This window comes from Pseudoduganella sp. R-31 (assembly GCF_049913235.1).
Classification (GTDB): Bacteria; Pseudomonadota; Gammaproteobacteria; order Burkholderiales; family Burkholderiaceae_D; genus Rugamonas.
Genome location: NZ_CP183986.1, coordinates 2,859,771 through 2,886,680, shown reverse-complemented (window position 1 = coordinate 2,886,680; position 26,910 = coordinate 2,859,771). Strand labels below are relative to the sequence as shown.

Below are 26,910 nucleotides of genomic sequence, written 5' to 3'. Positions count from 1 at the left end.
AGGTCAAATCCGGTGCCTTACATTGGTCGACATGACCTCGCATTTGCACATTTCTGCACACCTGCCAGGCGCCCTACTACCAGGCGCGCTACTACTGGCACGCGCCTGATTTCCCCCTGCAGTACCCCACGTCGGCCTCCCTCGCGCCACGTCCCGGTTTCCCAAAATTTGAAAAACACAGGAGTATCACCATGATGTTGAAGAACCCTGCCGCCAAATATCGTCCATACCCAACCGTCGGCTTGAGCGACCGCACCTGGCCGAACGCCGTCATCGCCAAGCCGCCGATCTGGATGAGCACCGACCTGCGCGACGGCAACCAGGCGCTGATCGAGCCGATGAGCGTGGAAAAGAAAATCAAGTTCTTCGAGTTGTTGATCAAGGTGGGCCTGAAGGAAATCGAAGTGGGCTTCCCTTCCGCCTCGCAAACCGATTTCGATTTCGTGCGCAAGCTGATCGAGGAAAACCGCATTCCGGACGACGTCACCATCATCGTGCTGACCCAGGCGCGCGAAGAACTGATTCGCCGCACCGTTGAATCGTGCATTGGCGCCAAGCGCGCCATCGTGCACATGTATAACTCCACCGCACCGGTATTCCGCAAAGTGGTGTTCGGCGCCAGCCGCGAAGAAATCACCAAGATCGCCACGGACGGCACCAGGCTGGTGAAACAACTGCTGGCCCAGCATCCTGAAACCGACTGGACTTACGAATACACGCCCGAGTCCTTCTCCACCACCGAGCTGGATTTCGCCAAGCACATCGTCGATGCGGTCTCCGCCATCTGGCAGCCGACTCCGGACAGGAAAATGATCGTCAACTTGCCGGCCACCGTCGAATGCTCGACGCCGAACGTGTACGCCGACCAGATCGAATGGATGTCGCGCAAGCTGGAGCGCCGCGATTCCATCATCATCTCGGTACACCCGCATAACGACCGCGGCACCGGCATCGCTGCCGCTGAATTTGCCGTCATGGCCGGCGCCGAGCGCGTCGAAGGCTGCCTGTTCGGCAACGGCGAACGCACCGGCAACGTCGACCTGGTGACCCTGGCGTTGAACCTCTACACCCAGGGCGTGCATCCTGGCCTGGACTTCTCCGACATCGACTCCGTGCGCAAAGTGGTCGAGGAGTGCAACCAGCTGCCGGTACATCCGCGCCATCCATACGTGGGCGACCTGGTGTTCACCGCCTTCTCCGGTTCGCACCAGGACGCGATCAAGAAGGGCTTCGCCAAGCAACAGGAAGGCGCGCCGTGGGAAATCCCATACCTGCCGATCGACCCGCAAGACCTGGGCCGCAGCTACGACGCCGTCATCCGCGTCAACAGCCAGTCCGGCAAGGGCGGCATGGCCTACCTGCTGGAACAGGATTACGGCCTCGAATTGCCGCGCCGCCTGCAGATCGAATTCAGCCGCGCAGTGCAGAAAGTGGCCGACCAGACCGGCCTGGAAATCACCTCCGAAGGCATCTACCAGATCTTCGAAAGCGAGTATCTGGCCCAGGGCACGCCATACGCCTACGTATCGCACAAGATGGTGGAGGACAGCTCCAGCGACGAGCCGGTGCAGATCGACATCGGCCTGCTGCACAACAAGGCGTCAATGTCCCTGCAAGGCGGCGGCAACGGCCCGATCGACGCTTTCGTCGACGCGCTCGGCCTGGACGTCACGCTGATGGACTACCACGAGCACGCCATCGGCCACGGCGCCAACGCCAAGGCAGCCTGCTATGTCGAACTGCGCCTGGACGGCGGCCCTACCCTGTTCGGCGCGGGCATCGACAGCAATATCGTCACCGCCTCGTTCAAGGCCGTGCTTAGCGCCATCAACCGCCAGATCGCGCTGAAGGCCGAGGCCTCGGCTAGCATCGCACAAGCCGAAGCTTAAGCGCTTTTTCATTCGGGGACGGCTTGCGCGCCGCCCCCGAATTTATCTCCTTTTGGCAAGTATTTATACTGGTAAATCGTTTTCCACGCCGCCGGAAGGAGCAGTCATGCGCATTGCCAACCTGAAGATCGGGACCCGCCTGGGCTTGTGTTTCGCGATTGTCTTCGCCTTGATGGCCATGCTGATTGCCGTAGCCAGCCTGCGCCTCTCCAGTATCGGCGAGCTGAGTTCCACCATCATCGACAAGGACTGGGCGAAGGCAGATGCGGCCGCCACCGTTGCCGCCACCACCCGCGCAAATTCGGCGCTGGTGCTGCAACTGCTGCTGGTGACCGATGCCGCGCAAGCGGCGGAACTGCGCAAGCAGGTCGACAGGAACAAGGCCACCATCACAGCCGCCCTGTCCACGCTCGACAAGCTGGTCTACCGGCCCGCCGGACGCGAACTGCTGGCGCAAGTGGGCAGCGAGCGCAGCGCCTATGTGCAATCGTTTACCGGCGTGCTCAATCTGCTCGCGGAAGGCCAGCGCGAACAGGCGACGCAGCGCGCACTATCGGACACCATGCCGCGCCTGGCCAGGCTGCAGGCCACCGTGGAAAAACTCGCCGACCTGCAGGACGGCATCGTCACCGCCAACGGCGCCGAGATCAAGCAGCACATCAGCTCCGCCCAGGTCATGATGGTCGCGCTGGGCGTGGCGGCGCTGGTGCTGGGCGTTGCGTGCGCATACTGGGTTACCCGTTCGATTACGCGTCCGATCAACTATGCCCTGCAGGTGGCGCGCACCGTCGCATCCGGCGATTTGACCAGCCATATCAAGGCCCATTCGCAGGACGAAGCCGGGCAGCTGCTGCAAGCCCTGCGCGAGATGAACGATGCACTGTCGCAGATCGTCGGCCAGGTGCGCAATGGCACGGTCGCCATTGCCTCGGCCTCCGGCCAAATCGCCACCGGCAATATGGACCTGTCGGCGCGCACCGAGAACCAGGCGTCCGCGCTGGAAGAAACCGCGTCATCAATGGAAGAACTGACGTCGACCGTCAAGGCCAATGCCGACAATGCACGCGAAGCGGACAAGCTGGCCAGCTCCGCCTCGACCATCGCCCAGCGCGGCGGCGAAGTGGTGTCCCAGGTCGTGACGACCATGGGCTCGATCAACGATTCCTCGCGCAAGGTGGTGGACATTATCGCAGTGATCGACGGCATCGCCTTCCAGACCAATATCCTGGCCCTGAATGCCGCGGTGGAGGCGGCGCGCGCCGGCGAGCAAGGCCGCGGCTTCGCCGTGGTCGCCAGCGAGGTGCGCAACCTGGCAGCCCGCTCGGCCAGCGCCGCCAAAGAGATCAAGGAACTGATTTCCAGCTCGGTCGAGCAGGTCGATGCCGGCGCCAGGCTGGTGGCGCAGGCGGGCGCCACGATGGAAGAAGTGGTGTCGGCCGTGCAGCGCGTCACCGGCATCGTCGCCGAGATCTCCCTGGCCACGCGCGAGCAGACCGACGGCATCGAGCAGATGAACATGGCCATCATGCAGATGGACCAGACCACGCAGCAGAATGCCGCATTGGTGGAGCAAGCTGCGGCCGCCGCCGCGGCCATGAGCGACCAGGCCGTCGGGCTGGAGAACCTGGTCAGCCAATTCCGCCTGTCCGGGGAAGCTGGCCAGCAACGCCAGCGCCCGGCCCTGCCGGCGCAGGCGCGCAACACGCCGCGCCTGGCCAATTCGCGCGACACATAAATCATTTCCGCATGGAAAGCGGCTGATGTATAATCGTGTACTTATAAACTGAGCAACAGCGAAATCACGCCAACAAGGGCCCAGAAGCGGCCTGTGAGTTCACAATAAGTTGCTCAGGCATATGCCCGAAGTAGCGTGCTTGGCGCTGCGAACCGCCTCGGGCAAGTCATCAGCTTTGCCTCGAAATCAGCCATAATGCAGACGTTGTCCGTATTCTGAATGCGGTTGTGTCAGCTCGATTATTACGAATGATTTATAAAAATGAAACTGTCTCTTAATATCTTTCAAAAAGTCCTGATCACCCTGCTCGTGGTAACCCTCGTGCCACTGTTTGCCCTTTGGTACCTGGGCAATTCTTCCGCCGAACAGGAATTGACCACGAAAATTTCGGAAAACCTGATCGCCACCACGGACACCGTGGCCACTGGCGTTAACGGTTGGGACGACACCAATATGCGCGCCATGCGCCAGGCCGCCCGCCTGGACGACGTCATTTCCATGAACACCGGCCGCCAGACCCCGGTCCTGATGGCAACCGCCGCGTCCTACGAATGGGTGTACCTGATCCACACCCTGGACACCACCGGCAAGGACGTGGCACGCAGCGACGGCAGCGCCATGCTCGACTACGGCGACCGCTCGTACTTCAAAGCCATCATGTCCGGCAAGAACGAAGGCCGCCTGGTGGCAATCGGCAAGACCAGCGGCAAGCCATCGCTGAACATCGGCGTCCCGATCCGCAATGAAAACCGCACCATCGTCGGCGTGTTCGCGATGGCGATGGACCTGGGCGTGGTATCGCGCACCGTCACCGACATCCGCATCGGCGAAACCGGCCACGCCATCCTGCTGGACGGCGACAAGAAAGTCATCGCCCACGGCGATGCGAGCAAGATCAAATCCGCACTGCAAGACTTCAGCAAGCACCCTGCCCTGCAAGTGGAAGGCATCACCGACGAGCCAAAAGTCTATATGGACGGTGACGTGAAGATGGTGGGCTTCGTGCGCAACCTGCCGCAAGGCTGGACCGTGCTGGTTGAACAGCGCTACGACGAAGCCTATGCTGCCATGACCAAGATGCGCAGCGAAGCGCGCCTGCTGATCATCATCGTTATCGTCCTGGTTGGCGCCCTGGCGTTCGTGCTGGGCAAGCAACTGACCCGCCCGATCAACCACCTGACCGACATCGCCGAGAAGCTCAGCAAGGGCCAGCTCGACGTGACCATTCCACAGACCAGCCGCGGCGACGAAATCGGTTCGCTGGCGCGTGCTGTGGAACGCCTGGGCGTGAGTATCCAGATGGCGATGGATCGCCTGCGTAAGAAATAATTGATAAAGGCGAACTGATATGGCACAGCCAGAGTTCACTCCCTTCGTAGAGCTGCTCGACAAGATCGCCGGCTTCTGCGCCCAGGGCGACACCGCGACCATCATGCTGGTCAGCGATGACAACCGCATGGCGCAGATCCATCTCGACAACGGACGCATCGTGTTCGTCCTGTGCCGCGGCCGCCGCGGCCGTGACGGCCTGGACATCCTGCGCACCATCCAGCGCGCACGGATGAGCATGGACCGTCCGAGCGTGGGCAATAACGAGCCTCTGCCATGGTCGACCGAAGCGATTCTCGACTACCTGTACGGCAGCATCACTGAACTGCCGGAAGGCAGCTCCCCGGCGTCCACCCTGCTGGCCGGCGTCGCACGCCGCCCGGCAGCAGCACCGGAAGCGGCCCCCGCCAGCAAGCCTGCCGGCAAGCCGGCACTGACGGAAGCGCAGCGCAGCATCTTCGAAAACACCCTGGCCACCTACATTGGTCCGATGGCAGCGATCGTCTGCGGGGACTATTTCGACGAGATCACCGACGTGCGCCTGCTGGCATTGAAACTGGCCGGCGAGATTCCTAACGCCGACCAGGCAGCCAAGTTCAAGGCAGAGATCGTCCAGGCCCTCGGCATCCGCCTGTAACTCGCAACTAAAAAGTCGGGGTCAGGTCTGGCAATCCGCCACAAAAGGCACATGCGTGCCTTTTGTGGCGGATTGCCAGACCTGACCCCGACTTTTATTTTGCGAGGCGGATGCCGGTGAATTGCCAGCGTGCACTGGCGGGGAAGAAGTTGCGGTAGCTGGGGCGGGCGTGGCCTGGCGGGGTCGCCACGCTGGAGCCGCGCAGTACGTATTGGTTGACCATGAACTTGCCGTTGTATTCGCCAATGGCGCCTTCGGCCGGGCGGAAGCCGGGGTATGGGGCGTAGCTGCTGCTGGTCCATTGCCAGCAATGGTCGAACATTTGCGTGAGTGCGCCGGCGCCGGCTGCGTGCTCCCATTCCGCTTCGGTCGGCAGGCGGGCGCCGGACCAGTGGGCATAGGCGTCGGCCTCGAACAGGGAGATGTGGCTTGCCGGCGCCCCCATCTCCAGCGGCTGTTGGCCATGCAGGGTGTAGGCGGTCCAGCCTGCGCTCCCCTCCCCGCGCCGCCAGTACAACGGGGCTTCGATGCCTTGGGCGCGAATCCAGTCCCAGCCTTCCGCCAGCCACAGGCTCGGGTCGCGGTAGCCGCCGGCCTCGATGAAGGCGAGGTATTCCGCGTTGCTCACCAGGCGCGTGGATAGTTCGAACGGGGCGATGAAGACCTTGTGGCGCGGCAGCTCATTGTCGAAACAGAAGCCGTCGCCATGATGGCCTATTTCCTGTACGCCGCCTTCGAAGCGGTGCCAGGACAGGGCTGTAGCAGCGGGCGCGGCCGGCCCCGGGCCGGGCAGGTAGGCTGGCGCCATCGGATTCTGCGCCAGCAGGTGCTTGAGGTCGGTGAGGATCAGTTCCTGGTGCTGCTGTTCGTGCTGCAGTCCAAGCGTCAGCAGCGCGGCGAGGCGGGAATCCGTGGCCGCGAGCCGCGTTGCCAGCAACGCGATCCGGGCGTCGACATTGGCGCGATAGGCGCGCACTTCGGCCATCGAGGGCCGCGTCAGCAGGCCGCGATGCGGCCGTGGGTGTTTGTCGCCGACGCCATTGTAGTAAGAGTTGAACAGTACCCTGAACGCCGGGTGGAAAGGCTGGAAGCCGGGCTCGAAGCGTTCCAGGATAAAGGTCTCGAAAAACCATGTGGTATGCGCCAGGTGCCATTTGACCGGACTGGCATCGGGCATCGACTGCGCGCCGCAATCCTCGTCGGACAGCGGCGCGGCCAGCGCCATGGTTGCCGCGCGCACTTGCGCGTAGCGTTCGGTCCAGGGGCTGGCGTCACGCATATGCCGCCGCGGCGTGCATCACTGCGAACCAGTGGGCATCGTCCGTCCAGGTGCCGTCGACGCGGAAGCCGGCCTCCCACAGCAGGCTGCGGAAGCCTTCCAGCGTGTATTTGTAGCTGTTCTCCGTATGAATCCTCTCGCCCTGGGCGAAACTGCGCTCGCCGCCGCACCAGTGCACGCTCAATGCGCAGCGCGCTTCCAGGTGCATTTCAATGCGGCTTTCCGCGTCATTGAAGAAGGCCACGTGGCGCCACTGCGCCGGATCAAAGTCTGCGCCGGCGAGATGGTTCAGGTGGCGCAGCAGGTTCATGTTGAAGGCGGCGGTGACGCCTATCGCGTCGTCATAGGCCGCGTCCAGCACCGCCGGGTCCTTGACCAAGTCCACGCCGATCAGCAGACCGCCGTCCGCGCCCACGTTCTCGCGCACCTGGCGCAGGAAGGTTACCGCATCGTGGGGCGTGAAGTTGCCGATCGATGAACCGGGATAGAAGAACTGGCGCCGCGCTGCCGGCAACGACGGCGGCAAGATTAAGGGCTGCGACAGGTCCATCACCAGCGGCGTGATCTCGATGGCGGGAAAGCGCTGGCGCAGTTGCGCGGCGGCCTGCTGCAGGAATTCGCCGGCGATGTCGACCGGCACGTATTGGCTTGGCTGCAATAAGGGGAACAGGCTGGCAGCCTTGGCGCAATTGCCGGCGCCCAGGTCGACCAGCGTCATGCCGGGTCCGATGCGTGCTGCCATGTCGGCGCCGTGGCGGGCGAAGATCGCTGCTTCGGTACGGGTCGGATAGTACTCGGGCAATTCGCAGATGGCTTCGAACAGGTGCGAACCGAGGCTGTCGTAGAAGTATTTGGGCGAGGTGGAAGCTTGCGGCGCCAGCAGCCCTGCGCTGATCTCTGCAATGGTTGCGGCATCGCCGTGGGCGGTTCTGGGGGACAACACACTGCTCGTTTCCGGTGCGACCACGCGGATCGCAGCCGTGCGTGACAAGGTCATGGCTCAGGCTCCAGGGACATTTTTGCTATCATAGCTGAATATCCAAGACCAGGTACCGGACCCTCGCCCGAGGCGTGCGGCTCGTCATTAACATAAAAAAGGATCTTCCATGTCCCTGTTTTCCCTCCGCACCATTCAATCGGCCCTGTTTGCAGCCGGTGTGCTCTTCGCCGCTGCCGGCGCCCAAGCCCAGCAAGTCCTGCGCGTTTCCGCGATTCCTGATGAAGCGCCAACCGAGCTGCAGCGTAAATTCAAGCCCCTCGGCGAATACCTCGAGAAGAAACTGGCGATGAAAGTGGAATTCACCCCGGTGACCGACTACGCCGCTTCGGTGGAAGGCCTGGTGAACGGCAAACTGGACATGGTCTGGTTCGGCGGCTTCACCTTCGTGCAGGCCAACCACATGAGCAAGGGCAAGGTCGTGCCGCTGGTGCAGCGTGTGGAAGATGAAAAATTCCGCTCCGTCTTCGTGACCACCAACAAGTCGATCAACTCGCTGGCCGACCTGAAAGGCAAGACCCTGAGCTTCGGCTCCGAGTCCTCGACTTCCGGCCACCTGATGCCGCGCTCCTTCCTGCTGGCGGCCAAGATCGACCCGGACACCGACCTGAAACGCATTTCCTTCTCCGGTGCGCACGATGCAACCGTGGCAGCCGTTGCCGGCGGCAAGGTCGATGCCGGCGCACTGAATATCTCGGTGTGGGAAAAGCTGAACGAACAGAAGAAAGTCGACCCATCCGTGGTGCGCGTGTTCTACACCACCCCGGCCTACTACGACTACAACTGGACCGTCCGCTCCGACATGCCGGAAGCGCTGAAAAAGAAGATCACCGACGCCTTCCTGGCGCTGGACAGCGCCAAGCCTGAAGACAAGGCGATCCTGGACCTGCAGCGCGCGTCGAAGTTCATCCCGACCAAGGCTGCCAACTACACCAATATCGAAGCGGCAGCCAAGAACGCCGGCCTGCTGAAGTAATCAATGTCTTCTGCCTGGTACGAACTGCAAGGCCTCTCGGTCCGCCATATCGGCGGTTCGCGCGGCCTTGCGCTGCAAGACATCTCGCTGAACTTCGAGCCTGGCGAACAGGTGGCGCTGATCGGTCCTTCGGGCGCCGGCAAGACCACCCTGCTCTCCACCCTGGCTTGCTCGCATCGCCCCGATAGCGGCGCTTTCAAGGCCTTTGGCACCGATCCCTGGCATCTGACGGACGCCGGGCGCCACGCCATGCGGGCACGCCTTTTCCTGGCGCCGCAAACGCCGCCGCTGCCGCCGCGCCAGCGCGTGGTGACGGCTGTGCTGGCGGCACGCCTGCCGAAGTGGAGCCTGGGCCAGGCGCTGCTGTCGCTGTTTAAGCCCTCCGATCCGGAGGCGGCCTACCGCGCGCTGGCGCGCTTCAACCTTGGCGACAAGCTGTATTCGCGCGTCGACCGCCTGTCCGGCGGCGAGCGCCAGCGCTGCGGCCTGGCACGCCTGCTGCTGTCGTCAGCGCAGGCGCTGCTGGTCGACGAGCCGCTGTCCGCGCTCGATCCGGCGCTGTCGCAACTGACGCTGAACACCTTGCAGCAGGAAGCGCGCGAGCGCAACGCGCTGCTGGTGTGCAGCCTGCACCAGGTCGACCTGGCGCTGGCCTATTTCCCGCGCATCGTGGCATTGAAAAACGGCCGCGTCGGCTTCGACTTGCCGCGCGAGCAAGTCACGCAAGCCATGATCGATGAGCTCTATCTCGGCGAACTGCCGCCAGCGAATTCGCCGCAACCGGAAGAAATGGCAGCCAAGCTGGCCGTTGGGGCCTGCCTGTAAGCGATGCATAACGTTCCTGCCGTTCCCCTTTCGCCCCACCATCCCGATCCAGCGTGGCGCCAGCGCCTGGCGGCTATTGCTGTCGGCATCGTGCTGCTCTGGCCGCTGGTGGTGGCGACAGAGTTCTACCCGTGGACGCTGTTCGACCTGCAAAGCCTGCAGGCCACCTGGCGCTTCCTGTCCGATTTCCTGAAGCCGGCGCATGACGCGGAATTCCTTGCCATGGTGGCGCGCGAAGCATGGAAGACGGTGGCCATTGCCACCTGTGGCCTGACGCTCGCGCTGCTCGGCGCGATCCCTGCAACGCTGATCGTCACCGAGCGCTTGTCGATCTCGCGCATCGGCACCGGCCGTATCGCTGCTTTCCCGCGCGCCGTGCGCCAGCTGGTGCGCTGGCTGCTGGTCCTGCTGCGCAGCGTGCCGGAGCTGGTGTGGGCGCTGCTGTTCGTGCGCATCTTCAGCCTGGGGCCGACCGCCGGCGTGCTGGCCATCGCCTTGACCTATGCCGGCATGCTGGGCAAGGTGTACGCCGAAATCCTGGAATCGACCGACCATCACGCCAGCGAAGTCCTGCTGCAAAACGGCAGCGGGCGGCTGGCAGCCCTGCTGTACGGTGCACTGCCGGAGGCGGCTTCCGAACTCGTTTCCTATACGGTTTATCGCTGGGAGTGCGCGATTCGCGGCTCGGTGATCATGGGTTTTGTCGGCGCTGGCGGCCTGGGGCAGCGCATGGACGAATCGACCAAGATGCTGGCCGGCGGTGAAGTGGCCACCATGCTGATCGTGTTCGTGCTGCTGGTTGCCGCGGCCGACCTGGTGTCCAAGTTCTTGCGCAGGAGGCTGGGATGAGCCATATGCCCGCACCGCCTGCACGCAACTGGTCCGGCTGGCTGTTTGCCGCCGCGCTCATGGCGCTGGTCATCGCCAGCTTCGCCACGCTGTCGCTCAAGCTGGGCGACCTGTTCACCATTGAAGCCATGCGCAGCATGGGCGAATTCCTGGCCGGCTTCGCCCCGCCGGAGATGGCCAGCGGCTTCCTGCGCAAGACCGGCATCGCGACCATGGAAACGCTGGCCATGTCGGCGCTCGGCACCTTGCTGGCGGTTGCTGGCGGGCTGTTGCTGGCAATTCCCGGCGCTGGGCGCTTTGGGCGTGCGCCGCGTGCGCTGGTGCGCGGCATGCTGAACGTACTGCGTTCCATCCCAGAACTGGTGTGGGCGTCGATCCTGCTCGTGGCGGCGGGCCTTGGGCCATTCGCCGGCACCATGGCGCTGGCCGCGCACACCGCCGGCGTATTGGGCCGCCTGTTCGCCGATGCGCTGGAAAATGCCCCGCCGCTGCCGGAACAAAGCCTGCGCCTGAACGGCGCCAGCCCGATGGCGGCCTTCTTCTACGCTACGCTGCCGCAAACCTTGCCGCAGATGCTGTCCTACACGCTCTATCGGTGGGAGAACAATATTCGTGCCGCGGCAGTGCTGGGCGTGGTGGGCGCCGGAGGCCTGGGGCAAATGCTCAAGTATCACCTGTCCCTGTTCCAGATGGAACGCGCCGCCACCGTGATCCTGGCCATGCTGCTGCTGGTGGCCGTGGTCGATGCCCTGAGTTTTGCGCTGCGCCGTTCCCTGACCCGCTAAATCATGCTCCAGTTAAAGAACCTGACCAAGAGTTACTCGAACGAACGGCGCGTCCTCGATCGCCTGAGCTGGACTTTCGAGCCCGGCGAATTCATCGCCATCATGGGCGACTCCGGCGTCGGCAAATCAACGTTGCTGAACCTGATCGCCGGCCTTGACCAGCCCGACCCAAGCGAGGAGCCGGCGATCATCGTCGATGGCACGCCCCTCGCCTCGCTCGACGACGACGCGGCCACGCGCCTGCGCCGGGCGCGCATGGGTTTCATCTTCCAGGCTTTCCATGTGCTGCCCCACCTGACCTTGCAGCAAAACGTGGCCCTGCCACTGCTGCTGAACGGCATGCCGCATGGGCGCGAGCGCGAGATGCTCGACGCCGTTGGCCTCGGCGGCCGCGGCCACGACTACCCCCATCAACTTTCCGGCGGTGAAATGCAACGGGTTGCAATAGCTCGTGCCCTGGTGCACCGCCCGGCCCTTGTGCTGGCGGACGAACCGACCGGCAACCTCGATCCAGACACGGCAAATTCCATACTGCAACTGTTGCACCAGGAACTTAAATCCAGCGGAGCAACGACCATCATGGTGACGCATTCGCCGGCCGCCGCTGCGCGCGCCGACAAAGTTCTGCGCCTCACTAAAAATGGACTCAAAGTTACAACAGTCGTCAACCCTGCCACGCAATAAAACTCATTATTTTTCTCACAAATTCTTGGCTTTTTTGGTAAGCGGAGTATTATTTAATTAACTTGCTTCGTTATCAATACAAGATGCAAGCCTGCTTTTTCTATCCACGTAGTTAACAACGTCAAGGAGGAGCAAATGAGCGTCAGGCAGAAGAAACTCGAACTAATCGAGGCAATGAACAGGGCGCGCGCGCTGGAGCCATCCAGTTTCGTACCAAATAAACTGCTCGACACGCTAATCGAGAAGATGCACCTGAAGAATGATGCGGAACTCTGCAGGGTGCTGGAAGTGCAACCGCCCATTATCAGCAAGATCCGTCACCGCAAGCTCGCAGTCGGGGCCACCATCCTGCTGCGCATGCATGAGAAATCCGAGCTCTCTATCCGTGAGCTCAAAGAGCTGTCGAATGCCTCAGTACACTGAGCTCGGTCCACACTGAGATAGATGCCAGGCGCCGGCATCGCATTCACCGGCGCCATTTCAGGCTGTTCTACAACCTTTCCCGCAAGCGCTTCAACGCCGCCCTAAACGTCGCCGGCCTGTTGAACGCGCGAGCCAGCACCAGCGCCCCCTGTATCCCGCCCACGACTTCTTCCGCCAGCGCCGTGGCCTCTTTGCCTTTACGCCCGCTGCGCACCAGCGCTGCCGCCAGCGCCTCGATCCACTCTTCGAAGTAGTCGCGCACAGCTTCGGCAAAGCGGTCGCGCTCATTGCCAAGCGCGAACACGCCCACCAGGCACACGCGTTGTCCGGACAGGAAATAGCGCTCCACCTCCGCAAACATGGCGGCGATGCCCTGCCCTGCATCTGCGCTCTCGCGCAGCGGTTCGAAGACGTGCAGGCGGAACCACTGGTCGATTTCCTCCAGCACGGCCGCGGCCATCTCGTCCTTCCCACCTGGGAAGAAGTGATAGATGCTGCCCTTGCCCAGCTTCGTCCCCTCGGTGATGCGGGACAGGCTGGAGCCTTCAAAGCCATAGGTGCGGAACACTTCCGCCACCAGGGGGATGACGTCTTCCCGTTCTGCGACAACGCGTGCCATGCTTACAGCCCCAACTCGGTCAGGCCGGGATGATCGTCAGGCCTCGGCCCGCTGCGATCCCAGAAGAACTTGCGTTCTTCAGGCTTGATCGGGTGCTCGTTGATGCTGGCGTGGCGGTGGTGCATCAAGCCGTTTTCGTCGAACTCCCAGTTTTCATTGCCGTAGGCGCGGTACCACTGGCCCGAGTCATCATGGTATTCGTAGGCAAAGCGCACGCCGATGCGGTTGCCGTCATGGGCCCACAATTCCTTGATCAGGCGGTATTCCAGTTCGCTCGCCCACTTGCGTTTCAGCAGGGCGACAATGGCGGCGCGGCCTTGCGCGAACTCGCTGCGATTGCGCCACCAGCTGTCTTCCGTATAGGCGAGGGAGACCTTTTCCGGGTCGCGGGTATTCCAGCCGTTTTCGGCCAGGCGGACTTTTTCGATGGCGCTTTCGCGGGTGAAGGGTGGTACAGGTGGTCGGACCGACATGGTTTTATCCTTTCAAATGTACCGATCGGATCACAATTTACCGATCGGTACAGAAAGAATAGCACGTTTTTTCAAACGTTGTAGTGGCGGGCGTAGCGGCCGTCCAGGTTCGCCAGCGGCATCATCACGAACAGGTCGGCGCTTTCGAAATCAGGATCCCAGGCCGGTGCGCCGCAAATCCAGGCGCCGGAGCGCAGGTAGCCTTTCAGCAGGGCCGGCACCTGGGCCGCGCGTGCCGACTCCACCTTCTCCACCGGAAAAGGCAGGTGCGGCGTGACGCGGTATTCCATTGGCGCCATGTGCTTCTCGCGCAGTTGCTGGTACACGGCAACTGCATTGTGGCCGCCGTCGGCGAGGCTGATGCTGGCGCAGCCGATCAGGTATTCGCACTGGTGGCGGCGCATGTATTCGGCCAGGCCGGACCACAGCAGCATGATCACGCTGCCGCCACGGTAATCCGGGTGGATGCAGGCGCGGCCAGCTTCTACAATGCGGCTGCGCAGGTGCTTCAGGCGACCGAGGTCGAACTCGTTTTCGGAGTAGTGGCGGCCCAGTTTGCGGGCGCCGGCGGGGTTCAGCAGGCGGTAGGTGCCTACTACTTTCAGGGTGGCGGTGTCGCGCACGATCAGGTGGTCGCAGGCGGCGTCGAATTCGTCGCAATCCAGGCCATCCGGCGTCGCCAGGGCGGTCAGGCCCTGGTTTTCGATGAAGACTTTATAGCGCAGGCGTTGGACTTCGCGCACCTCTTCCGGGGTGGCTGCCATGCTCAATGCCAGTCGCGGGGTGGAAACCCGCTGTTCGGCGGTAGCAATCGTCGTAGTTTGCATGCTTCGTCCTTTCTGTAGTGACGAAGCCAGTTTGCTGCGCTATTGCTGCACGAACATGACAACTCCATGTCAGTAATATGACATCAAGCCTTCTTCGGACGGCCGGTCTTCAGCTGCGGCAGGGAGGCCAGGACTTCCCTGAGCGTGGCCATGTCCAGGCGGCTGATCAGGGCGACGCCAATGCGCAACAGCTCGGATTTTTTGACTTCCACGCCGTTTTTCAGGCAGGTCTTCTTGACCTGGCCCAGCACCGCGTATTCGGATTCCGGCATGGTGAAGCTGTCGCGCACCAGTTTTTCCTTGTGCTGCTTGGCTGGTTTTTCGGCCTTGGCTACTTTGGCCGGCTTGGTGGCTGGCGCCGGGGCTGGAGCGGGCTTGACGGCGGCTGCGCGCTTCACGGCAGGCTTGGCGGCAGCCTTCGCGGCCGGTTTGGCGGCGGCGGGCTTGGTTGCCGCCGGCCTGGTTGCAGCCTTGACTGGCGCCGGCTTGGCGGCTGCGGCGGCCTTCGCGGCGGCTGGCGCGCGCTTGGCGGCGGGTTTGGCCGTGGTCCTGGTTGCCGGCTTGGCGGCAGGGGCTTTCGCTTTGGTTGCGTTCATGGATACTCCATTATTGAATAATATAAACAGTATATACGATTATTACGCAACGGTACGAACACTGAAGTCAACCCCGATTTCATCCCAGAACTCCTGCTCCTTCTCCATCCAGTAGGACAGGGTCGGATGGCTGGTAACGCAGTCGCGCTTCAATTCCAGGTCAATGCGGTTCTTCATGCGCAAGCGCACGGCGCGATCGTCGACCTCGATGCGGCAGTGCATGAACACGATGGCCAGGCGCAAAGCCACGACCGCCTTGGCGAAATCGCTGTCGGCCAGGTGCTCGCTGACCTTGCGCAGATTGCCCTTCTGGGCCAGGACCAGGCGCCCCATCAGCTTTTGCTCGCGGGTGGTGAAGCCCGGCAAGTCGGCGTTCTCGATCATGTAGGCCGAGTGCTTGTGGTAGCCGGTCTGCGATACCACCAGCCCTACTTCGTGCAACTGGGCGCCCCAGGACAGGTGGCGCAGCAAGGCGTCGCTAGCGGGCTTCATCTGCTGGAACAGGATGGTTGCCGCCTCCGACACGCGAACGCCGCGTTCCGATTCGATATGGAAGCGCGCCAGGAACTCGCCTACCGATTCGTCGCGCCGGTCGCGGCGGGTCGAGCGCAGGTACAGGTCCCACATCACCCCCATGCGCAGGCCGGCATCGATCGGCTCCAGCTTTTCGATGCCCAGCTCCTGCACTACCGCAATCAGGATTGCCAGCCCGCCGATGACGGTGCTGGCGCGGTCCGGCCGCAGGCCCGGCATGTCGATCTTCGACACCTGGCCGAATTCAATGAAGCGCTTGCGCACTGCATTCAGGGCGGCCAGGGTGATGCCCTCGCCCAGTTTGTTCTTTTCGATGATCTCGCCGATGGCGCGGATGGTGCCGGAGGAGCCATAAGCCCGCTTCCAGTACTCCGGATGATAAGGCGGTGCGCCATCCTCGAAATGCGAGCGCGCCGACAGCACGGCTGCTTCGAAGGAGCGCGCATCGACGCGGCCGCCGACGAAGAAGGACAGGCTCTGCTTGACGCTGCCCACGCTGAACGACTCCACGCGCTCGATATCGAGCCCGCGGCCGAGAATGAGTTCGGTCGAACCGCCGCCGATGTCCACCACCAGCCGGCTCTCGTTCGGCTGGCCCAGCGCATTGGCCACGCCCATGTAGATCAGCCGCCCTTCCTCCTCGCCGGAAATGATCTCGATCGGGTAGCCGATGGCCTGCTCCAGCTGCGGCAGGAAATCCGCTGCATTGCGCGCCTGGCGCAAGATGGCGGTGGCAACCACGCGCACGCCGTCGAACTGGTAGGCGGCCAGCGCCACGCGGAAGTTCTTCAGGCAGATCAGCGCCCGCTGCAGGGCTTCGTCGGTGAGGTTGCCGGCGGCATCCAGGCCGGCGGCAAGGCGGATCGGCTCGCGCATGCTGTTAAGCACGCGGATCTTGCCTCCATCGTGCTGGCCGATGGAGAGTCGAAAACTGTTGGAGCCCAGGTCCACTGCGGCGTACATCGAGGAATCCATTTATATCGTTTATAACGAAAATGGTAGCACAGTACGCCGTCAGTGTTACGCTGTCATGACAATGCCTCCAGGGATTGCGGTTCCGGCGGCTGCGCCACCTGGTTTTCGCCGCGCAGTTTCGCCGCCTGCAATGCTTCGTCGGCGCGCTTGAACAGGCTGACCGTGCTGTCGTCGGCACGGATGGTGGTGACGCCCATGCTGGCGGTCAGCTTGATAATCGCACGCTCGGTCTTTACCGGCGTCGCCTCGATGGCGCGGCGGATGCGCTCGGCCACCAGCATGGCGGCCTCCTGCTCGGTACGCGGCAGCTGGATGGCGAATTCGGCGCCGCCCAGGCGGCCCATCAGGTCCGAATCGCGCAATTGCTTCTTGCAGGTCTCCACCATGGATTTCAGGGCAGCGTCGCCCGCCGCGTGGCCGTAGCTGTCGTTGACGCGCTTGAACTGGTCCAGCGCCAGGATGATCATGGCAGTCGGCTGGCCGGGGCGGCGCGCCAGCGCCATCCACGGCGCCAGCGCCTGGTAAAAGCCGCGCCGGTTCGGCACGTCCGTCAGGGCATCGGTGGTTTCCAGGCGGGCCAGGTCCATCTGCAGCTTTTCGCGCGACAGCAGCAGGTAGCCGAAAGCGTTCACCAGCATCATCAGGTAGAAGCCGCCGAAGCCGAACAGCTGCATCGCATTGGCGCTGATCCAGGACAGGCCTTCAGGGTAAGCCGCCGCCAGCAGGCCGCGCCCGACGATCACCAGCGCCAGCACGAACATGGCGACCACCAGGTACCGGCGCAGCATGCTGCCGCCGCGCCAGGCGCGCGCCAGCGCCAGCACGCCGGCAAGGAAGAAGAAACCGACGAACAGCGAACCCACAGAAATGCGGATCGCCGGCGAGGTATCCAGGATGTGGAAGGCCAGCAGCGTGCCGACTGCCAGCGACAGCGCCGGGTACAGGATGTTGCGCCAGCGCGGCCGGCCCACGCCTTCCCACAGGGCGCCGGCATCGAGCGCGAAGCCGGCCAGCAGCAGCGTATTGGCCAGCGGCCCGGCCAGCAGTTCCGGCACCACGCCGCGGAAATACAGCAGGATCCAGCCCACGGCCTGGCACTGCTTCGCGATGGCCCAGGTGGACAGGGTCAGCGACTTCTTGTTCTCGTACTCGAAGAAAAACAGCGCTGCACACAGGCTGAGATTGCCCAGCGCCAGGGCGAGAACCAGGGTTTTGATATCCATTGCTTGGCGGACGGGCCGCGATCAGACTTCGTGTTCGACGTTGCTGCTGCCGTCGCCGATCTTGCTGGCCCAGGCTTTGGAAAAGAACTCTTTTTCGTCTTCGGTCGGCGCGTCGTGCCAGAACACGATCAGCGTGCCTTTATGGTCATGCAGCTGGCTGACCTTTTCGATGAACTGCTGCTTGCCGGCGTGGTCGGCCAGTGCGGCCACGTAACCATACACGCGGGTCAGGCGCTCGATGCGATCCGGCTCGGTAAAACTGTTGGTCGCTGTAATGGTTGGATGGTCTAAGAACATTTATCGTCTCCAAGCTGCCTATGTTGGCAATGTACCTATAAAAGTTGCCGATGTAAACGCGAGCGCCCAAACGCAGTGCTCATCCGGTACACTGGGGTCGAAACCGGAGCCCGGCAGCTTAGCAGATCATCACGGCTCGTAACAAGTTGACAAAATGACTTCCATCCCCGACCACCACCGTCCCCTGGTTCGCCACCGGCGCGGTCGCTTGTCGCTGGAATTCACGCCCGGCGAAGTGCAAAGCCAGATGGATCCGGCCGATCCTGACGCGCTGGTGCTGGCCTACGCCCGGGCCATGATGTGCTTTGTCCTGTTCAAGCCCAACCCGGAGCATATCGTGATGGTGGGCCTGGGTGGCGGCTCGCTGGCCAAATTCTGCCATCGTTACCTGCCCCGCACCCGCATTACCGTGCTCGAATTGCGCGCCGACGTCATCGCCCTGCGCGAACGCTTTGCCATCCCGCCGGACAGCGAGCGCTTCCGCGTCATCCATTGCGATGCCGCCAGCTACATGAAGGAATTGAAGGACAGCGCCGACGTGCTGCTGGTGGACGGCTTCGATGCCGACGGCTTGCCGAATGCCCTGGCGAGCGAGCACTTCTACGCCGACTGCCGGCGCGCCTTGCGGCCGGACGGCGTGCTGGCGGCCAATGTGTTCAGCTATGACCCCAAGTACCGCAGCGTGCTGGTGCGCCTGTCCAATGCCTTCCATGACCGCATCTGCCAGTTCACTGGCATCGCCGGCAACAACCACATCCTGTTTGCGATTCGTCCAGGACGCGCGCCCGGTGCGCTGGCCAGCACCATGCAGCGCCGCGTGGCCGCCTGGGGCAGCCCAACGCCCGGGCTTGGCTTTGGCCTGGCCAATCGACTGTTGGCAATTTACACCGTTGCCCGCCTGCGCAAGGGAGATTTGACGGGAAATTAATGGGTATTGCCCCAAAGCCATGAGAATTGTGACAAACTACATTTTTTATGCAAGGGACACCATGGCAGGTCGGCGCAGGAGACTATCGCACTACGGTGCAGCCGCACTCACGCTCGGCGCAGGCCTGGCGGCCACTGCCGTTCTTTTCGTCTCCGTCAGCGCCCTGGAATTCGGCAAGATGGAACTGGGCTTCCAGCAGCGCGCCAATGCCCGCATGACCGCCATCGAGCGCGGACTGGCCGATGCCGAAGAAGTACTGAATGTCATCAATGAACTGTTCCGCACCGTGCAACCGGTGAGCCGTGAACAATTCCACACCTTCTCGGCACCGCTGCTGCAGCGCTACCCTTTCATCCAGGCCTTCAACTACCACCGTGTGCTGACGCAAGCCGAGCGCCCGGTTTTCGAAGCCTCCATGCAAGCGCGCTTCCCCGGCTTCCAGATCACCGAGCTTTCTGCCGAAGGCAAGACCGTGCCCGCTCCGGAACGGCCTTATTACAACGTGGTTGAATACCTGGAGCCGATGCGCGGCAACGAGCCTGCACTGGGCCTGAATACCGGCAACAACGTGCATGTGCGCGGCGCCATCGACCGCATCCTGCACAACGGCCGCCCCTCCGCCACCGAGCAGCTGCAACTGGCACAGGACCCGGCCCAGCACAACAGCTTCATCATGATCATGCCGGTGTACCGCCCCGGCATGCCGACCGGCACGCGCGACGAGCGCCATGCGGCCTGGGTTGGCGATACGGCAGCCGTGATCCGCACGCCGCACCTGGTGCATACCATCCTGCAGCAGAACGGCTTGCTGGACGACGCAAGCCTGGGCCTGAGCGTGTACGCCGGCGACCCGTCTGAGAACGGCACCCTGGCCTACCGCCACGGCCCGTTGCCGGCGGACCGCAAGCAGCACTGGCTGCATCGCTGGCTGGACTTCGATTACCACGGCAGCGAAATGCGCAGCTTCGACGTGCTGGGCCGCACCTGGCATATCCGCAGCGACGACTTGCCGCGCCCCTTCCTGGCCGACCATCTTGGCTCGCTCGGCACCTTGCTTGGCGGCCTGCTGTTCAGCGCCCTGGCTGCGGCTTTCGTGCACACCCTGGTGCAACGCTCGCGCCGCGTGCAATGGCTGGTCGATGCCCGCACCGCCGACCTGCAGCGCTCCAACCAGCGCCTGGCCGAAGACGTCGCTTCGCGCAAGCGCACCGAACGCGCGCTGCAGGAATCCGAGCACCGCTTCCGCCGCCTGCTGGCCCTGTCCTCCGACTGGTACTGGGAACAGGACACGCAGTTCCGCTTCACCCATATCACCGGCGGCTTCTTCGAAAAAGGCCATGTGGCGAAGGAGAATTTCCTCGGCCGCACCCGTTGGGAATGCACGCCGGAGCTGTATACCAGCAGCGCCGGCCGCGACCACATCAACAAGGTACAGGCCCGCCTGCCCTTCTCGAATTTCGAGTACGCCATCGTCGGCCATGACGGCGCGACGCGCTGGTTCAACACCAGCGGCGAGCCGGTGTACGACGCGCAGGGCGAATTCAAGGGCTACCGCGGCACCGGCAGCGAGATCACGGAGCGCAAGGAAGCCGAGCAGCGCATCCAGCACATCGCCCACCACGACGTGCTGACCGGCCTGCCCAACCGCGTACTGCTGCAAGACCGCCTGCAGCAAGCCATCGCCTACGCCAACCGCAGCGGCCTGCCGATGTGGGTCGTGCTGATCGACCTGGACCGCTTCAAGTTCGTCAACGACAGCCTGGGACACAAGGCCGGCGACCAGCTGCTGCAGACCGTGGCGAGCCGCCTGCAATCGAGCGTGCGCGAGAGCGATACCGTGGCGCGCCTGTCGGGCGACGAATTCGTGGCGATCCTGAGCCAGTACCCGGACGAGCAACTGTCGCCGGCCATCATCGACCGGGTGATGAAGGCCCTGGCGCAGCCGGTGCTCCTGGAAGGCAAGGAATTCTTCGTCACCTGCTCCATCGGCGTGGCGGTCTACGATGCCGGCGGCACGCCGGCGCAGAACCTGATCGAGCACGCCGACATCGCGATGTACTCGGCCAAGAAGCTGGGCCGCAACACCTACCAGTTCTACCAGCCGGCAATGAACGACGAGGCACAAGAGCGCCTGCGCATCGAGAGCGCCCTGCGCAATGCCCTGGAGCGCGATGAATTCGTGCTGCATTACCAGCCGCAGGTGGACCTGGCCTCCGGCGCGATCGTCGGCATGGAAGCCCTGCTGCGCTGGCAGCATCCGGAACTGGGCATGGTGCCGCCGGCACGCTTCATCAGCCTGGCCGAGGAAACCGGCCTGATCGTGCCGATCGGCGCCTGGGTGCTGCGCACGGCCTGCCAGCAGGCGCGTACGCTGCGCGATGCCGGCTTCAGGGACTTGCGCATGGCGGTCAACCTGTCGGCGCGCCAGTTCGCGCAGCCGGAGCTGGTGTCCACCATCGCCGCTGCGCTGGAGCAATCCGGCCTGCCGCCTTCCGCGCTGGAACTGGAACTGACCGAAAGCCTGTTCATGCACGACGTGGCGCAAGGCGTGAACCTGCTGCACGAACTGAAATCACTGGGCGTGGCGCTGTCGATCGACGATTTCGGCACCGGCTATTCCAGCCTGTCCTACCTGCGCAATTTCCCGATCGACGTGCTGAAGATCGACCGTTCCTTCGTCAACGACATCGCCACCGACGCCGACGATGCGGCCATCGTGGTGTCGGTGATCGCCCTGGCGCACAACCTTGAGTTGCGCGTGATTGCGGAAGGGGTAGAATCTGAAGAGCAGCTTGAGTTCCTGCGCCGCCATGGCTGCGACGAGATCCAGGGTTTTCATTTCAGCCGTCCTGTGGACGCATCGGCCATGCGCCAGATGTTGCAGGAAGGCAAGCACCTAGCCAGCGCGGCGCCCCGCCGACTGCGAGCCTGAGGAGATAAGGAGAGTGGACATGAACAGCGTAGACCTGCACCGGCAGCAAGTGCGCACCGACCACCGGACGCGCGACATCATCAACCAGGCCGTCGCCGCCCTGCCCGAAGTGGGCTTGCGCCGCGCCGCCGAATTCCTGTTCGCGATGGGCGTGCCGCAGCCGATTGCGCTGCGCACGCTGGTCTACCCGACCCACCGCCGCGCGCTCTAGGCCAGATTGGACGGGTCTGACCCAAGGGCCAGACCCGCCTGGTTTTACTGTCGCTTTTAATTAAGCCTGTTTGGCCGCGCCCGCCACTTGCTGGCGCGCGGCCTTGCGCAGCTTTGCCTTTTCCCAGCGCGCGATCTGTTCCGGCGTCTGCGGCACCAGCGGCGGCACCGCCTGCGGCTTGCGGTCCTGGCTCACCGCCACCATCGTGAAGTAGCAGCTGTTCGCATGGCGCACCAGGCGCTTCTGGATGTCTTCCGCCACGACGCGGATGCCCACTTCCATCGAACTGGTGCCGGTGTAGTTGACCGAGGCCAGGAAAGTGACCAGTTCACCGACATGGATAGGCTGCAGGAACATCACCTGGTCCACCGACAGCGTCACCACATAGCTGCCCGAATAGCGGCTGGCGCAGGCATAGGCCACGCCGTCCAGCAGCTTGAGGATGGCGCCGCCGTGCACATTCCCAGAGAAGTTTGCCATGTCAGGCGTCATCAAGACCGTCATCGACAGCTCGTGCGCCGACCAGTGCATCGTATTTTCCATCGCTATTGCCACGGGTAGTTATAGATGGCTATATGCTACCCGATGGCGCGAGCATGCGCTCATCGATGTCGATGATGCAGCCAGTCCATTTGCGCACGTTGCCCTGCTCGTCCAGCAAAGGGTTGGCCAGCACGCTGGCCCGGCTCCAGCCGCCGCCGGCATCTTCCAGCCGGACTTCGGCTTCGCGGCTGCCGCCAGTGCGCACCGCCTCGCGCCACATGGCCAGGGCGCGGGCTCGGTCATCGGGATGGATAGCCGCGAGCCAGGCTTCGCCATCCTTGCCGCTGGCATCGGCCTCCCAGCACACTTTGGCGATCCCGCGCAGCAAGTCGCGCAGGCGGGTTTCGCTGGCGCACAAGGCGGCCTGCGAACGGGCACGCTCGAATTCAACACCGATGCGGGCCACCGCCTCGGAAAACAAGGTAATGTCCGTCGCGCTCCATTCGCGCGCAGCCGCCTGGCAGGCAAGGAAGAAGCCCAGCCACTGCTCGCCCTTGCGGCAGGCGGTCGCCAGCAAGGCGCCGCGCCCCCCGGCCAGTTCGGCCAGGCCGCCGGCGCAGGCGCGCGACAGGTCCGCCTCCACCGCTGTCTCGCCGGCGCGCCAGCAGGCCAGTGCCTGCTGCCCGAGCGCCTCCACCTCGCCCTCGCCGTGCAGCGCTGGCACGCCGGCCGCGTGGCCCGGCAGCACGGCATAGCGACCGGACTGGATCCTGGCGAAGGCCAGCTGCGGCACCGCTAGCCGTTCGCCCAGCAAGCGGCAGCCCAGCGCCAGCACCTGCATCGGGTCCGACTGGGGACGCAGGATGTCGCCCAGCTGCAGCAGGAATTCCTGGTCGCTGGCCAGGGCGCGCGCCACATCCTCGGCCGCGCGGCGGCGGCTGATGTCGAAGAAAGTCATTACTGCGCCGGCGATGACGTCTTCCCCGGTGCGGTAAGGCCGCATCCGCACAATGTAGTGATTGCCGTCGGTCGCGGCCACTTCCCGCTCCAGCGGCTGCAGGCTGCCAAAAGTGGCGGCCACGTCCTCCTTGAGCTGGGGATAATCGAGGCGATTCGTAATGTCCAGCAGGCTGCGCCCCACGTCGCGTGGGATCAGGTTGAAGATGCCGGCAGCGCGCGGGGTAAAGCGCTTGACCGTCAGGTCGGGGCCGACAAAGATGGTGGCCAGGTCGACCGAAGCGATCAGGTTGGCCAGGTCGTCGTGGGCCCGGCCGCTATCGTCAAGCCGCGCCTTGAGCTCGGCGTTGACGGTGGATAGCTCCTCGTTGTGCGACTGCAGTTCTTCGCAGCCGCTTTCCGCTAGCGAAAGCCGGTCGCGCAACTCGTCCAGCGACAGATGCAGCGGAAGCGCGGCGCCGGCGCCATTTGGCACGTGAGCAAAGCTGACGCGGTGCTGCAAAGGCGGTAACGGCGGTTCGACAGCGGCAAGCACCTCGCCGCCTGGTTCCGTCACCGGCGCGAGCTTCTTGATGACGCGCGCGCGGTATATCCGGTGCGTGCGGTCAAGCGGTGAAAACAGTTCCGGCACGCCCCCCGCCGTTTCAGCACTGCCGAGAAAGAGCATGCCGCCGCGGCCCAGGCTCAAGTGGAAACGCTGCAGCACATGCCTCTGCATCGCGCGGTCGAGATAGATCATGAAGTTGCGGCAGCTCACCAGGTCAAGGTCGGAAAATGGCGGATCGCGCAGCAGGTTATGGCTGGCGAAAGTGATCAGTTCGCGCAAGGGCTGGCGCACGCGGTATTGCTTGCCGGAGCGTACAAAATAGCGCTCCAGGCTCTCCTGCGGCACCTCGTCCTGGATCGTTGCCGGATACAGGCCGGCACGCGCCACACCCAGCGCCTGTTCATCGATATCGGAAGCAAAAATGTGGATGCGCGGCGGATCGCTCATATTGCGCGCCGCGTCAGCCAGCAGCATGGCCAAGGAATACGCCTCCTGTCCGGTCGAACAGGCAGCAGCCCAGGCCCGGAACTCGCCTTTGGTGCGCGCCTCCAGCACGGCCGGCTGCACCGTCTCGCGCAACTTCTCAAATGCCTGCCGGTCGCGGAAGAAACCGGTCACGCCAATCAGCAGGTCTTTCATCAGCCTGCGCGCTTCATCGCCATCATTGGCCATCAGCGTGCGATAGGCCGCCACATTGTGCACCCCATGCAGATGCAGGTGCCGTTCCAGGCGGCGCTGGATGGTCGGCCGCTTGTAATGGCGGAAATCGTGCCCGGTGTGCCGGTGCACCATCTCCAGCACTTCCTGCAAGGCTTGCGCCTCGGCTTCCGCTTCCGTGCCGTCGCCAACCAGTACGGGGCTGGCAGCGGCATTGCACAGCATTAGCAGGCGCGCCGCGATATCGTTGGCCGGCAGGATGATGTCGGCCTGGCTGGCCTTGATGGCCGCCTGCGGCAAGGTGCCGAACTGCGCGTCCTGCGGCAACTGGACGATGGTGCTGCCGCCCTGCTCGCGCAAGGCCGCCAGCCCGCCGCAACCGTCGTGCCCCATGCCCGACAGCAGCACACCAACAGCGCGCTGGCGGTGCGACAAGGCCAATGAATGGAAAAAATAATCGATGGCGCCCAGCGTCGTATGCCCGGCGTTGGCTTCATCGATGAAAAGGTAGCGGTCTTCCACCTTCAGCAGCGTGCCGGGCGCAATGACGTAGATGTGGTTGACCAGCACTTCGGTCGGGTGCTGCGTCACCTGCGACACCGGCAGCTTGCTGAAGCGCTGCAAGGCTTCGGCGCACTGGCTCGGATGGTCCGGCAACAGATGCATGATGACCACGATGGAAAAACCCGGTTGCGCCGGCAGGCCTGGGAGCAAACGTTCCAGCGCCGCCAAGCCGCCCGCCGACGCACCAATCCCGACTAGCGGAAAGGTTACGCTGGCCATGCCCATCTCAGCCTTCAGTGTATTCGGCGCATTCATCGGCATCTCAGCTCCTGGCCCATTCTAGCCCTTCCTGAAAAAATGGCATTTCCCCTATGGATCTAGTACTCTTTCGGCAACTCTGTCATGAAAAGGAAACCCAGATGAGGTTGAAAATGCTGGCAACGGTGCTGGCCTGCGCGGCCGCCTCGCACGCCCAGGCCGCGCTGACGGCCGACCAGGTCAAGACCTTCACGCTCAAGAACGGCATGAAGTTCATCGTGCTGGAAAGCTCGAGCATTCCGAATGCGACCATGTACACCTACTTCAAGGTCGGCTCGCGCAATGAAGCGCCGGGCATTACCGGCCTGTCGCACTTCTTCGAGCACATGATGTTCAACGGCTCGAAGCACTACGGGCCGAAGATGTTCGACCGCACCATGGAAGCCAATGGCGGCTCCAACAACGCCTATACCAATAGCGATGTGACGGTGTACCAGGACTGGTTCCCCGCCTCTTCGCTGGAGACCATCTTCAAGCTGGAAGGCGACCGCATTGGCCACCTCTCGATCGATCCGAAGATGGTGGACAGCGAACGCGGTGTCGTGCTGTCCGAGCGCAGCACCGGCCTGGAAAACTCCAATGTGCAGATGCTGATGCAGGACCTGGACAGCGTCGCCTTCGTGGCCCACCCCTATGCGATTCCCACCATCGGCTGGGAATCGGATATCAAGGCCTGGACCCAGAAGGACCTGGAGAACTACTTCCGCACCTACTATGCGCCGAACAATGCGGTGTCCGTGATCGTCGGCGACGTGAAGGCGGACGAAGTGAAAAAGCTGGCCACCAAATACCTGGGCAGCATTCCGCAACGCGCAGCGCCGCCCGCCGTGCGCACCGTGGAGCCGGAACAGAAAGGCGAACGCCGCCTGTTTGTCGCCAAGCCGTCCGCGACTTCGGCCAACCTGATCGTGGCCTACAAAGTGCCGCAGCGGGCTTCCGCCGACACCTACGCGCTGGACCTGCTGCAATCCGTGCTCACCGAAGGCAAGACGTCGCGCCTGTACAAAGCCCTGGTGGAAACCCAGCTGGCAACCAGCGTCGGCGCCAACAGCAGCGACGGATTCGATCCCGGCCTGCTGTACATCATGACAGTGGCCGCCGCCGGCGTCGAACCGTCCAGGATCGAGAAGGCGATGCTGGAAGCGATCGACAAGGTCGTGAAGGAAGGCGTGAGCGAGGAAGAACTGCAAAAGGTGAAGAATTCCCGCCTGCTGGGCATCTACCGCCTGCAGGAAACCATCAACGGCAAAGCGCAGTTGCTGGGCAATTACGAAGTCTTCAACGGCGACTACAGGAAAGCCTTCAACGCCCCTGCCGCCTACGAAAAGTTGACGACCGCCGACATCCAGGCCGCCGCGGCCAAGTACCTTAAGAAATCGCAGCGCACCATCGGCGTGCTGGCCGCGAAGGAGGACTGATTG

General features: G+C 63.4%; 25 protein-coding genes. 14 read left to right on the top strand and 11 right to left on the bottom strand.

Going from position 1 to position 26,910, the window contains the following annotated elements:
- The first annotated feature begins 191 nt into the window (after nucleotides 1-191).
- From leuA to ACN9MY_RS13235, 4 genes are all read left to right on the top strand, one after another.
- Entirely contained in the window at nucleotides 192-1,889 is a 1,698-nt protein-coding gene (leuA, locus tag ACN9MY_RS13250) for a 2-isopropylmalate synthase (protein WP_426322913.1), read from the top strand.
- A gap of 106 nt (nucleotides 1,890-1,995) precedes the next feature.
- Entirely contained in the window at nucleotides 1,996-3,624 is a 1,629-nt protein-coding gene (locus ACN9MY_RS13245) for a methyl-accepting chemotaxis protein (protein WP_426322911.1), read from the top strand.
- Nucleotides 3,625-3,885: 261 nt separating this feature from the next.
- Nucleotides 3,886-4,953, top strand: coding sequence for a HAMP domain-containing protein (locus ACN9MY_RS13240; protein WP_426171257.1), 1,068 nt, complete (start codon nucleotides 3,886-3,888; stop codon nucleotides 4,951-4,953).
- A gap of 19 nt (nucleotides 4,954-4,972) precedes the next feature.
- Nucleotides 4,973-5,590, top strand: a complete 618-nt coding sequence (locus tag ACN9MY_RS13235; protein ID WP_426171255.1) for a hypothetical protein — start codon at nucleotides 4,973-4,975, stop codon at nucleotides 5,588-5,590.
- A 94-nt stretch (nucleotides 5,591-5,684) separates the two neighbouring features.
- Here ACN9MY_RS13235 and egtB read toward each other — a convergent pair whose 3' ends face one another.
- Nucleotides 5,685-6,869 (bottom strand): ergothioneine biosynthesis protein EgtB, encoded by a 1,185-nt coding sequence (gene egtB / locus ACN9MY_RS13230; RefSeq protein WP_426337461.1) that lies wholly within the window; start codon nucleotides 6,867-6,869, stop codon nucleotides 5,685-5,687.
- The gene (gene egtD / locus ACN9MY_RS13225; RefSeq protein ID WP_426322907.1) at nucleotides 6,862-7,866 is read right to left on the bottom strand and encodes an L-histidine N(alpha)-methyltransferase; all 1,005 of its coding nucleotides are present in this window, start codon (nucleotides 7,864-7,866) and stop codon (nucleotides 6,862-6,864) included. Before egtD ends, egtB begins: the two co-directional genes overlap by 8 nt.
- A gap of 109 nt (nucleotides 7,867-7,975) precedes the next feature.
- Here egtD and ACN9MY_RS13220 point away from each other — a divergent pair, with 109 nt between their 5' ends.
- The 6 genes from ACN9MY_RS13220 to ACN9MY_RS13195 all read left to right on the top strand — a co-directional run bounded on the left by ACN9MY_RS13220 (nucleotide 7,976) and on the right by ACN9MY_RS13195 (nucleotide 12,408).
- Nucleotides 7,976-8,842, top strand: a complete 867-nt coding sequence (locus tag ACN9MY_RS13220; RefSeq protein ID WP_426171251.1) for a putative selenate ABC transporter substrate-binding protein — start codon at nucleotides 7,976-7,978, stop codon at nucleotides 8,840-8,842.
- Nucleotides 8,843-8,845: 3 nt separating this feature from the next.
- A complete protein-coding gene (locus ACN9MY_RS13215) occupies nucleotides 8,846-9,667 on the top strand; it encodes a phosphonate ABC transporter ATP-binding protein (protein ID WP_426337460.1) in 822 nt (273 codons plus the stop codon).
- A gap of 3 nt (nucleotides 9,668-9,670) precedes the next feature.
- A complete protein-coding gene (locus ACN9MY_RS13210; protein WP_426322901.1) occupies nucleotides 9,671-10,516 on the top strand; it encodes a PhnE/PtxC family ABC transporter permease in 846 nt (281 codons plus the stop codon).
- Nucleotides 10,513-11,301 (top strand): phosphonate ABC transporter, permease protein PhnE, encoded by a 789-nt coding sequence (gene phnE / locus ACN9MY_RS13205; protein WP_426171246.1) that lies wholly within the window; start codon nucleotides 10,513-10,515, stop codon nucleotides 11,299-11,301. Before ACN9MY_RS13210 ends, phnE begins: the two co-directional genes overlap by 4 nt.
- A gap of 3 nt (nucleotides 11,302-11,304) precedes the next feature.
- Nucleotides 11,305-11,985 carry an ABC transporter ATP-binding protein gene (locus ACN9MY_RS13200; protein ID WP_426322898.1) on the top strand — a complete coding sequence of 227 codons (681 nt, stop codon included), beginning with the start codon at nucleotides 11,305-11,307 and terminating at the stop codon, nucleotides 11,983-11,985.
- A gap of 135 nt (nucleotides 11,986-12,120) precedes the next feature.
- A complete protein-coding gene (locus ACN9MY_RS13195; RefSeq protein ID WP_055934583.1) occupies nucleotides 12,121-12,408 on the top strand; it encodes a hypothetical protein in 288 nt (95 codons plus the stop codon).
- A gap of 67 nt (nucleotides 12,409-12,475) precedes the next feature.
- Here the strand turns inward: ACN9MY_RS13195 and ACN9MY_RS13190 are convergent, their stop codons facing one another.
- The 7 genes from ACN9MY_RS13190 to ACN9MY_RS13160 all read right to left on the bottom strand — a co-directional run bounded on the left by ACN9MY_RS13190 (nucleotide 12,476) and on the right by ACN9MY_RS13160 (nucleotide 17,952).
- Nucleotides 12,476-13,027, bottom strand: coding sequence for a TetR/AcrR family transcriptional regulator (locus ACN9MY_RS13190; protein WP_426171243.1), 552 nt, complete (start codon nucleotides 13,025-13,027; stop codon nucleotides 12,476-12,478).
- Between the two features lie 2 nt (nucleotides 13,028-13,029).
- A complete protein-coding gene (locus ACN9MY_RS13185) occupies nucleotides 13,030-13,500 on the bottom strand; it encodes a DUF1348 family protein (RefSeq protein WP_426322894.1) in 471 nt (156 codons plus the stop codon).
- A 71-nt stretch (nucleotides 13,501-13,571) separates the two neighbouring features.
- Nucleotides 13,572-14,327 carry a GNAT family N-acetyltransferase gene (locus ACN9MY_RS13180; RefSeq protein ID WP_426171239.1) on the bottom strand — a complete coding sequence of 252 codons (756 nt, stop codon included), beginning with the start codon at nucleotides 14,325-14,327 and terminating at the stop codon, nucleotides 13,572-13,574.
- An 83-nt stretch (nucleotides 14,328-14,410) separates the two neighbouring features.
- Nucleotides 14,411-14,923 (bottom strand): hypothetical protein, encoded by a 513-nt coding sequence (locus ACN9MY_RS13175; protein ID WP_426337459.1) that lies wholly within the window; start codon nucleotides 14,921-14,923, stop codon nucleotides 14,411-14,413.
- Between the two features lie 42 nt (nucleotides 14,924-14,965).
- A complete protein-coding gene (locus ACN9MY_RS13170) occupies nucleotides 14,966-16,420 on the bottom strand; it encodes a Ppx/GppA phosphatase family protein (protein WP_426337636.1) in 1,455 nt (484 codons plus the stop codon).
- A 65-nt stretch (nucleotides 16,421-16,485) separates the two neighbouring features.
- Nucleotides 16,486-17,655: a GGDEF domain-containing protein gene (locus ACN9MY_RS13165; RefSeq protein ID WP_426322890.1), complete on the bottom strand. Its 1,170-nt coding sequence runs from the start codon at nucleotides 17,653-17,655 to the stop codon at nucleotides 16,486-16,488.
- 21 nt (nucleotides 17,656-17,676) lie between these two features.
- The gene (locus tag ACN9MY_RS13160; RefSeq protein ID WP_426171234.1) at nucleotides 17,677-17,952 is read right to left on the bottom strand and encodes a hypothetical protein; all 276 of its coding nucleotides are present in this window, start codon (nucleotides 17,950-17,952) and stop codon (nucleotides 17,677-17,679) included.
- Between the two features lie 154 nt (nucleotides 17,953-18,106).
- On the opposite strand from ACN9MY_RS13160, the gene ACN9MY_RS13155 reads away from it, so the two are divergent.
- From ACN9MY_RS13155 to ACN9MY_RS13145, 3 genes are all read left to right on the top strand, one after another.
- The gene (locus ACN9MY_RS13155; protein WP_426322888.1) at nucleotides 18,107-18,880 is read left to right on the top strand and encodes a transferase spermidine synthase; all 774 of its coding nucleotides are present in this window, start codon (nucleotides 18,107-18,109) and stop codon (nucleotides 18,878-18,880) included.
- 61 nt (nucleotides 18,881-18,941) lie between these two features.
- Nucleotides 18,942-21,812 carry a bifunctional diguanylate cyclase/phosphodiesterase gene (locus ACN9MY_RS13150; RefSeq protein ID WP_426322886.1) on the top strand — a complete coding sequence of 957 codons (2,871 nt, stop codon included), beginning with the start codon at nucleotides 18,942-18,944 and terminating at the stop codon, nucleotides 21,810-21,812.
- A 19-nt stretch (nucleotides 21,813-21,831) separates the two neighbouring features.
- Entirely contained in the window at nucleotides 21,832-22,023 is a 192-nt protein-coding gene (locus tag ACN9MY_RS13145; RefSeq protein WP_426171229.1) for a hypothetical protein, read from the top strand.
- A 60-nt stretch (nucleotides 22,024-22,083) separates the two neighbouring features.
- On the opposite strand, the gene ACN9MY_RS13140 is transcribed toward ACN9MY_RS13145, so the two are convergent.
- Together ACN9MY_RS13140 and ACN9MY_RS13135 are read right to left on the bottom strand one after the other, a co-directional pair.
- Nucleotides 22,084-22,566 carry an acyl-CoA thioesterase gene (locus ACN9MY_RS13140; protein WP_426171228.1) on the bottom strand — a complete coding sequence of 161 codons (483 nt, stop codon included), beginning with the start codon at nucleotides 22,564-22,566 and terminating at the stop codon, nucleotides 22,084-22,086.
- A gap of 28 nt (nucleotides 22,567-22,594) precedes the next feature.
- Nucleotides 22,595-25,492 (bottom strand): CheR family methyltransferase, encoded by a 2,898-nt coding sequence (locus ACN9MY_RS13135; RefSeq protein WP_426337458.1) that lies wholly within the window; start codon nucleotides 25,490-25,492, stop codon nucleotides 22,595-22,597.
- A gap of 98 nt (nucleotides 25,493-25,590) precedes the next feature.
- Between ACN9MY_RS13135 and ACN9MY_RS13130 the strand changes: the two genes are divergently transcribed.
- Entirely contained in the window at nucleotides 25,591-26,907 is a 1,317-nt protein-coding gene (locus tag ACN9MY_RS13130) for a M16 family metallopeptidase (RefSeq protein ID WP_426322881.1), read from the top strand.
- Nucleotides 26,908-26,910 lie beyond the last annotated feature (3 nt).

Excerpts from the sequence above, each read along its gene's own strand:
- phnE (WP_426171246.1), top strand. The coding sequence starts at position 10,513 with ATGAGCCATATGCCCGCACCGCCTGCACGCAACTGGTCCGGCTGGCTG.
- ACN9MY_RS13160 (WP_426171234.1), bottom strand. The coding sequence starts at position 17,952 with ATGTTCTTAGACCATCCAACCATTACAGCGACCAACAGTTTTACCGAG.
- leuA (WP_426322913.1), top strand. The coding sequence starts at position 192 with ATGATGTTGAAGAACCCTGCCGCCAAATATCGTCCATACCCAACCGTC.
- ACN9MY_RS13150 (WP_426322886.1), top strand. The coding sequence starts at position 18,942 with ATGGCAGGTCGGCGCAGGAGACTATCGCACTACGGTGCAGCCGCACTC.
- ACN9MY_RS13180 (WP_426171239.1), bottom strand. The coding sequence starts at position 14,327 with ATGCAAACTACGACGATTGCTACCGCCGAACAGCGGGTTTCCACCCCG.
- ACN9MY_RS13240 (WP_426171257.1), top strand. The coding sequence starts at position 3,886 with ATGAAACTGTCTCTTAATATCTTTCAAAAAGTCCTGATCACCCTGCTC.
- ACN9MY_RS13195 (WP_055934583.1), top strand. The coding sequence starts at position 12,121 with ATGAGCGTCAGGCAGAAGAAACTCGAACTAATCGAGGCAATGAACAGG.
- ACN9MY_RS13245 (WP_426322911.1), top strand. The coding sequence starts at position 1,996 with ATGCGCATTGCCAACCTGAAGATCGGGACCCGCCTGGGCTTGTGTTTC.
- ACN9MY_RS13170 (WP_426337636.1), bottom strand. The coding sequence starts at position 16,420 with ATGTACGCCGCAGTGGACCTGGGCTCCAACAGTTTTCGACTCTCCATC.
- ACN9MY_RS13145 (WP_426171229.1), top strand. The coding sequence starts at position 21,832 with ATGAACAGCGTAGACCTGCACCGGCAGCAAGTGCGCACCGACCACCGG.
- ACN9MY_RS13210 (WP_426322901.1), top strand. The coding sequence starts at position 9,671 with ATGCATAACGTTCCTGCCGTTCCCCTTTCGCCCCACCATCCCGATCCA.
- ACN9MY_RS13215 (WP_426337460.1), top strand. The coding sequence starts at position 8,846 with ATGTCTTCTGCCTGGTACGAACTGCAAGGCCTCTCGGTCCGCCATATC.
- ACN9MY_RS13165 (WP_426322890.1), bottom strand. The coding sequence starts at position 17,655 with ATGGATATCAAAACCCTGGTTCTCGCCCTGGCGCTGGGCAATCTCAGC.
- ACN9MY_RS13235 (WP_426171255.1), top strand. The coding sequence starts at position 4,973 with ATGGCACAGCCAGAGTTCACTCCCTTCGTAGAGCTGCTCGACAAGATC.
- ACN9MY_RS13155 (WP_426322888.1), top strand. The coding sequence starts at position 18,107 with ATGACTTCCATCCCCGACCACCACCGTCCCCTGGTTCGCCACCGGCGC.
- ACN9MY_RS13185 (WP_426322894.1), bottom strand. The coding sequence starts at position 13,500 with ATGTCGGTCCGACCACCTGTACCACCCTTCACCCGCGAAAGCGCCATC.
- ACN9MY_RS13135 (WP_426337458.1), bottom strand. The coding sequence starts at position 25,492 with ATGCCGATGAATGCGCCGAATACACTGAAGGCTGAGATGGGCATGGCC.
- egtD (WP_426322907.1), bottom strand. The coding sequence starts at position 7,866 with ATGACCTTGTCACGCACGGCTGCGATCCGCGTGGTCGCACCGGAAACG.
- ACN9MY_RS13220 (WP_426171251.1), top strand. The coding sequence starts at position 7,976 with ATGTCCCTGTTTTCCCTCCGCACCATTCAATCGGCCCTGTTTGCAGCC.
- ACN9MY_RS13200 (WP_426322898.1), top strand. The coding sequence starts at position 11,305 with ATGCTCCAGTTAAAGAACCTGACCAAGAGTTACTCGAACGAACGGCGC.
- ACN9MY_RS13140 (WP_426171228.1), bottom strand. The coding sequence starts at position 22,566 with ATGGAAAATACGATGCACTGGTCGGCGCACGAGCTGTCGATGACGGTC.
- ACN9MY_RS13190 (WP_426171243.1), bottom strand. The coding sequence starts at position 13,027 with ATGGCACGCGTTGTCGCAGAACGGGAAGACGTCATCCCCCTGGTGGCG.
- ACN9MY_RS13175 (WP_426337459.1), bottom strand. The coding sequence starts at position 14,923 with ATGAACGCAACCAAAGCGAAAGCCCCTGCCGCCAAGCCGGCAACCAGG.
- ACN9MY_RS13130 (WP_426322881.1), top strand. The coding sequence starts at position 25,591 with ATGAGGTTGAAAATGCTGGCAACGGTGCTGGCCTGCGCGGCCGCCTCG.
- egtB (WP_426337461.1), bottom strand. The coding sequence starts at position 6,869 with ATGCGTGACGCCAGCCCCTGGACCGAACGCTACGCGCAAGTGCGCGCG.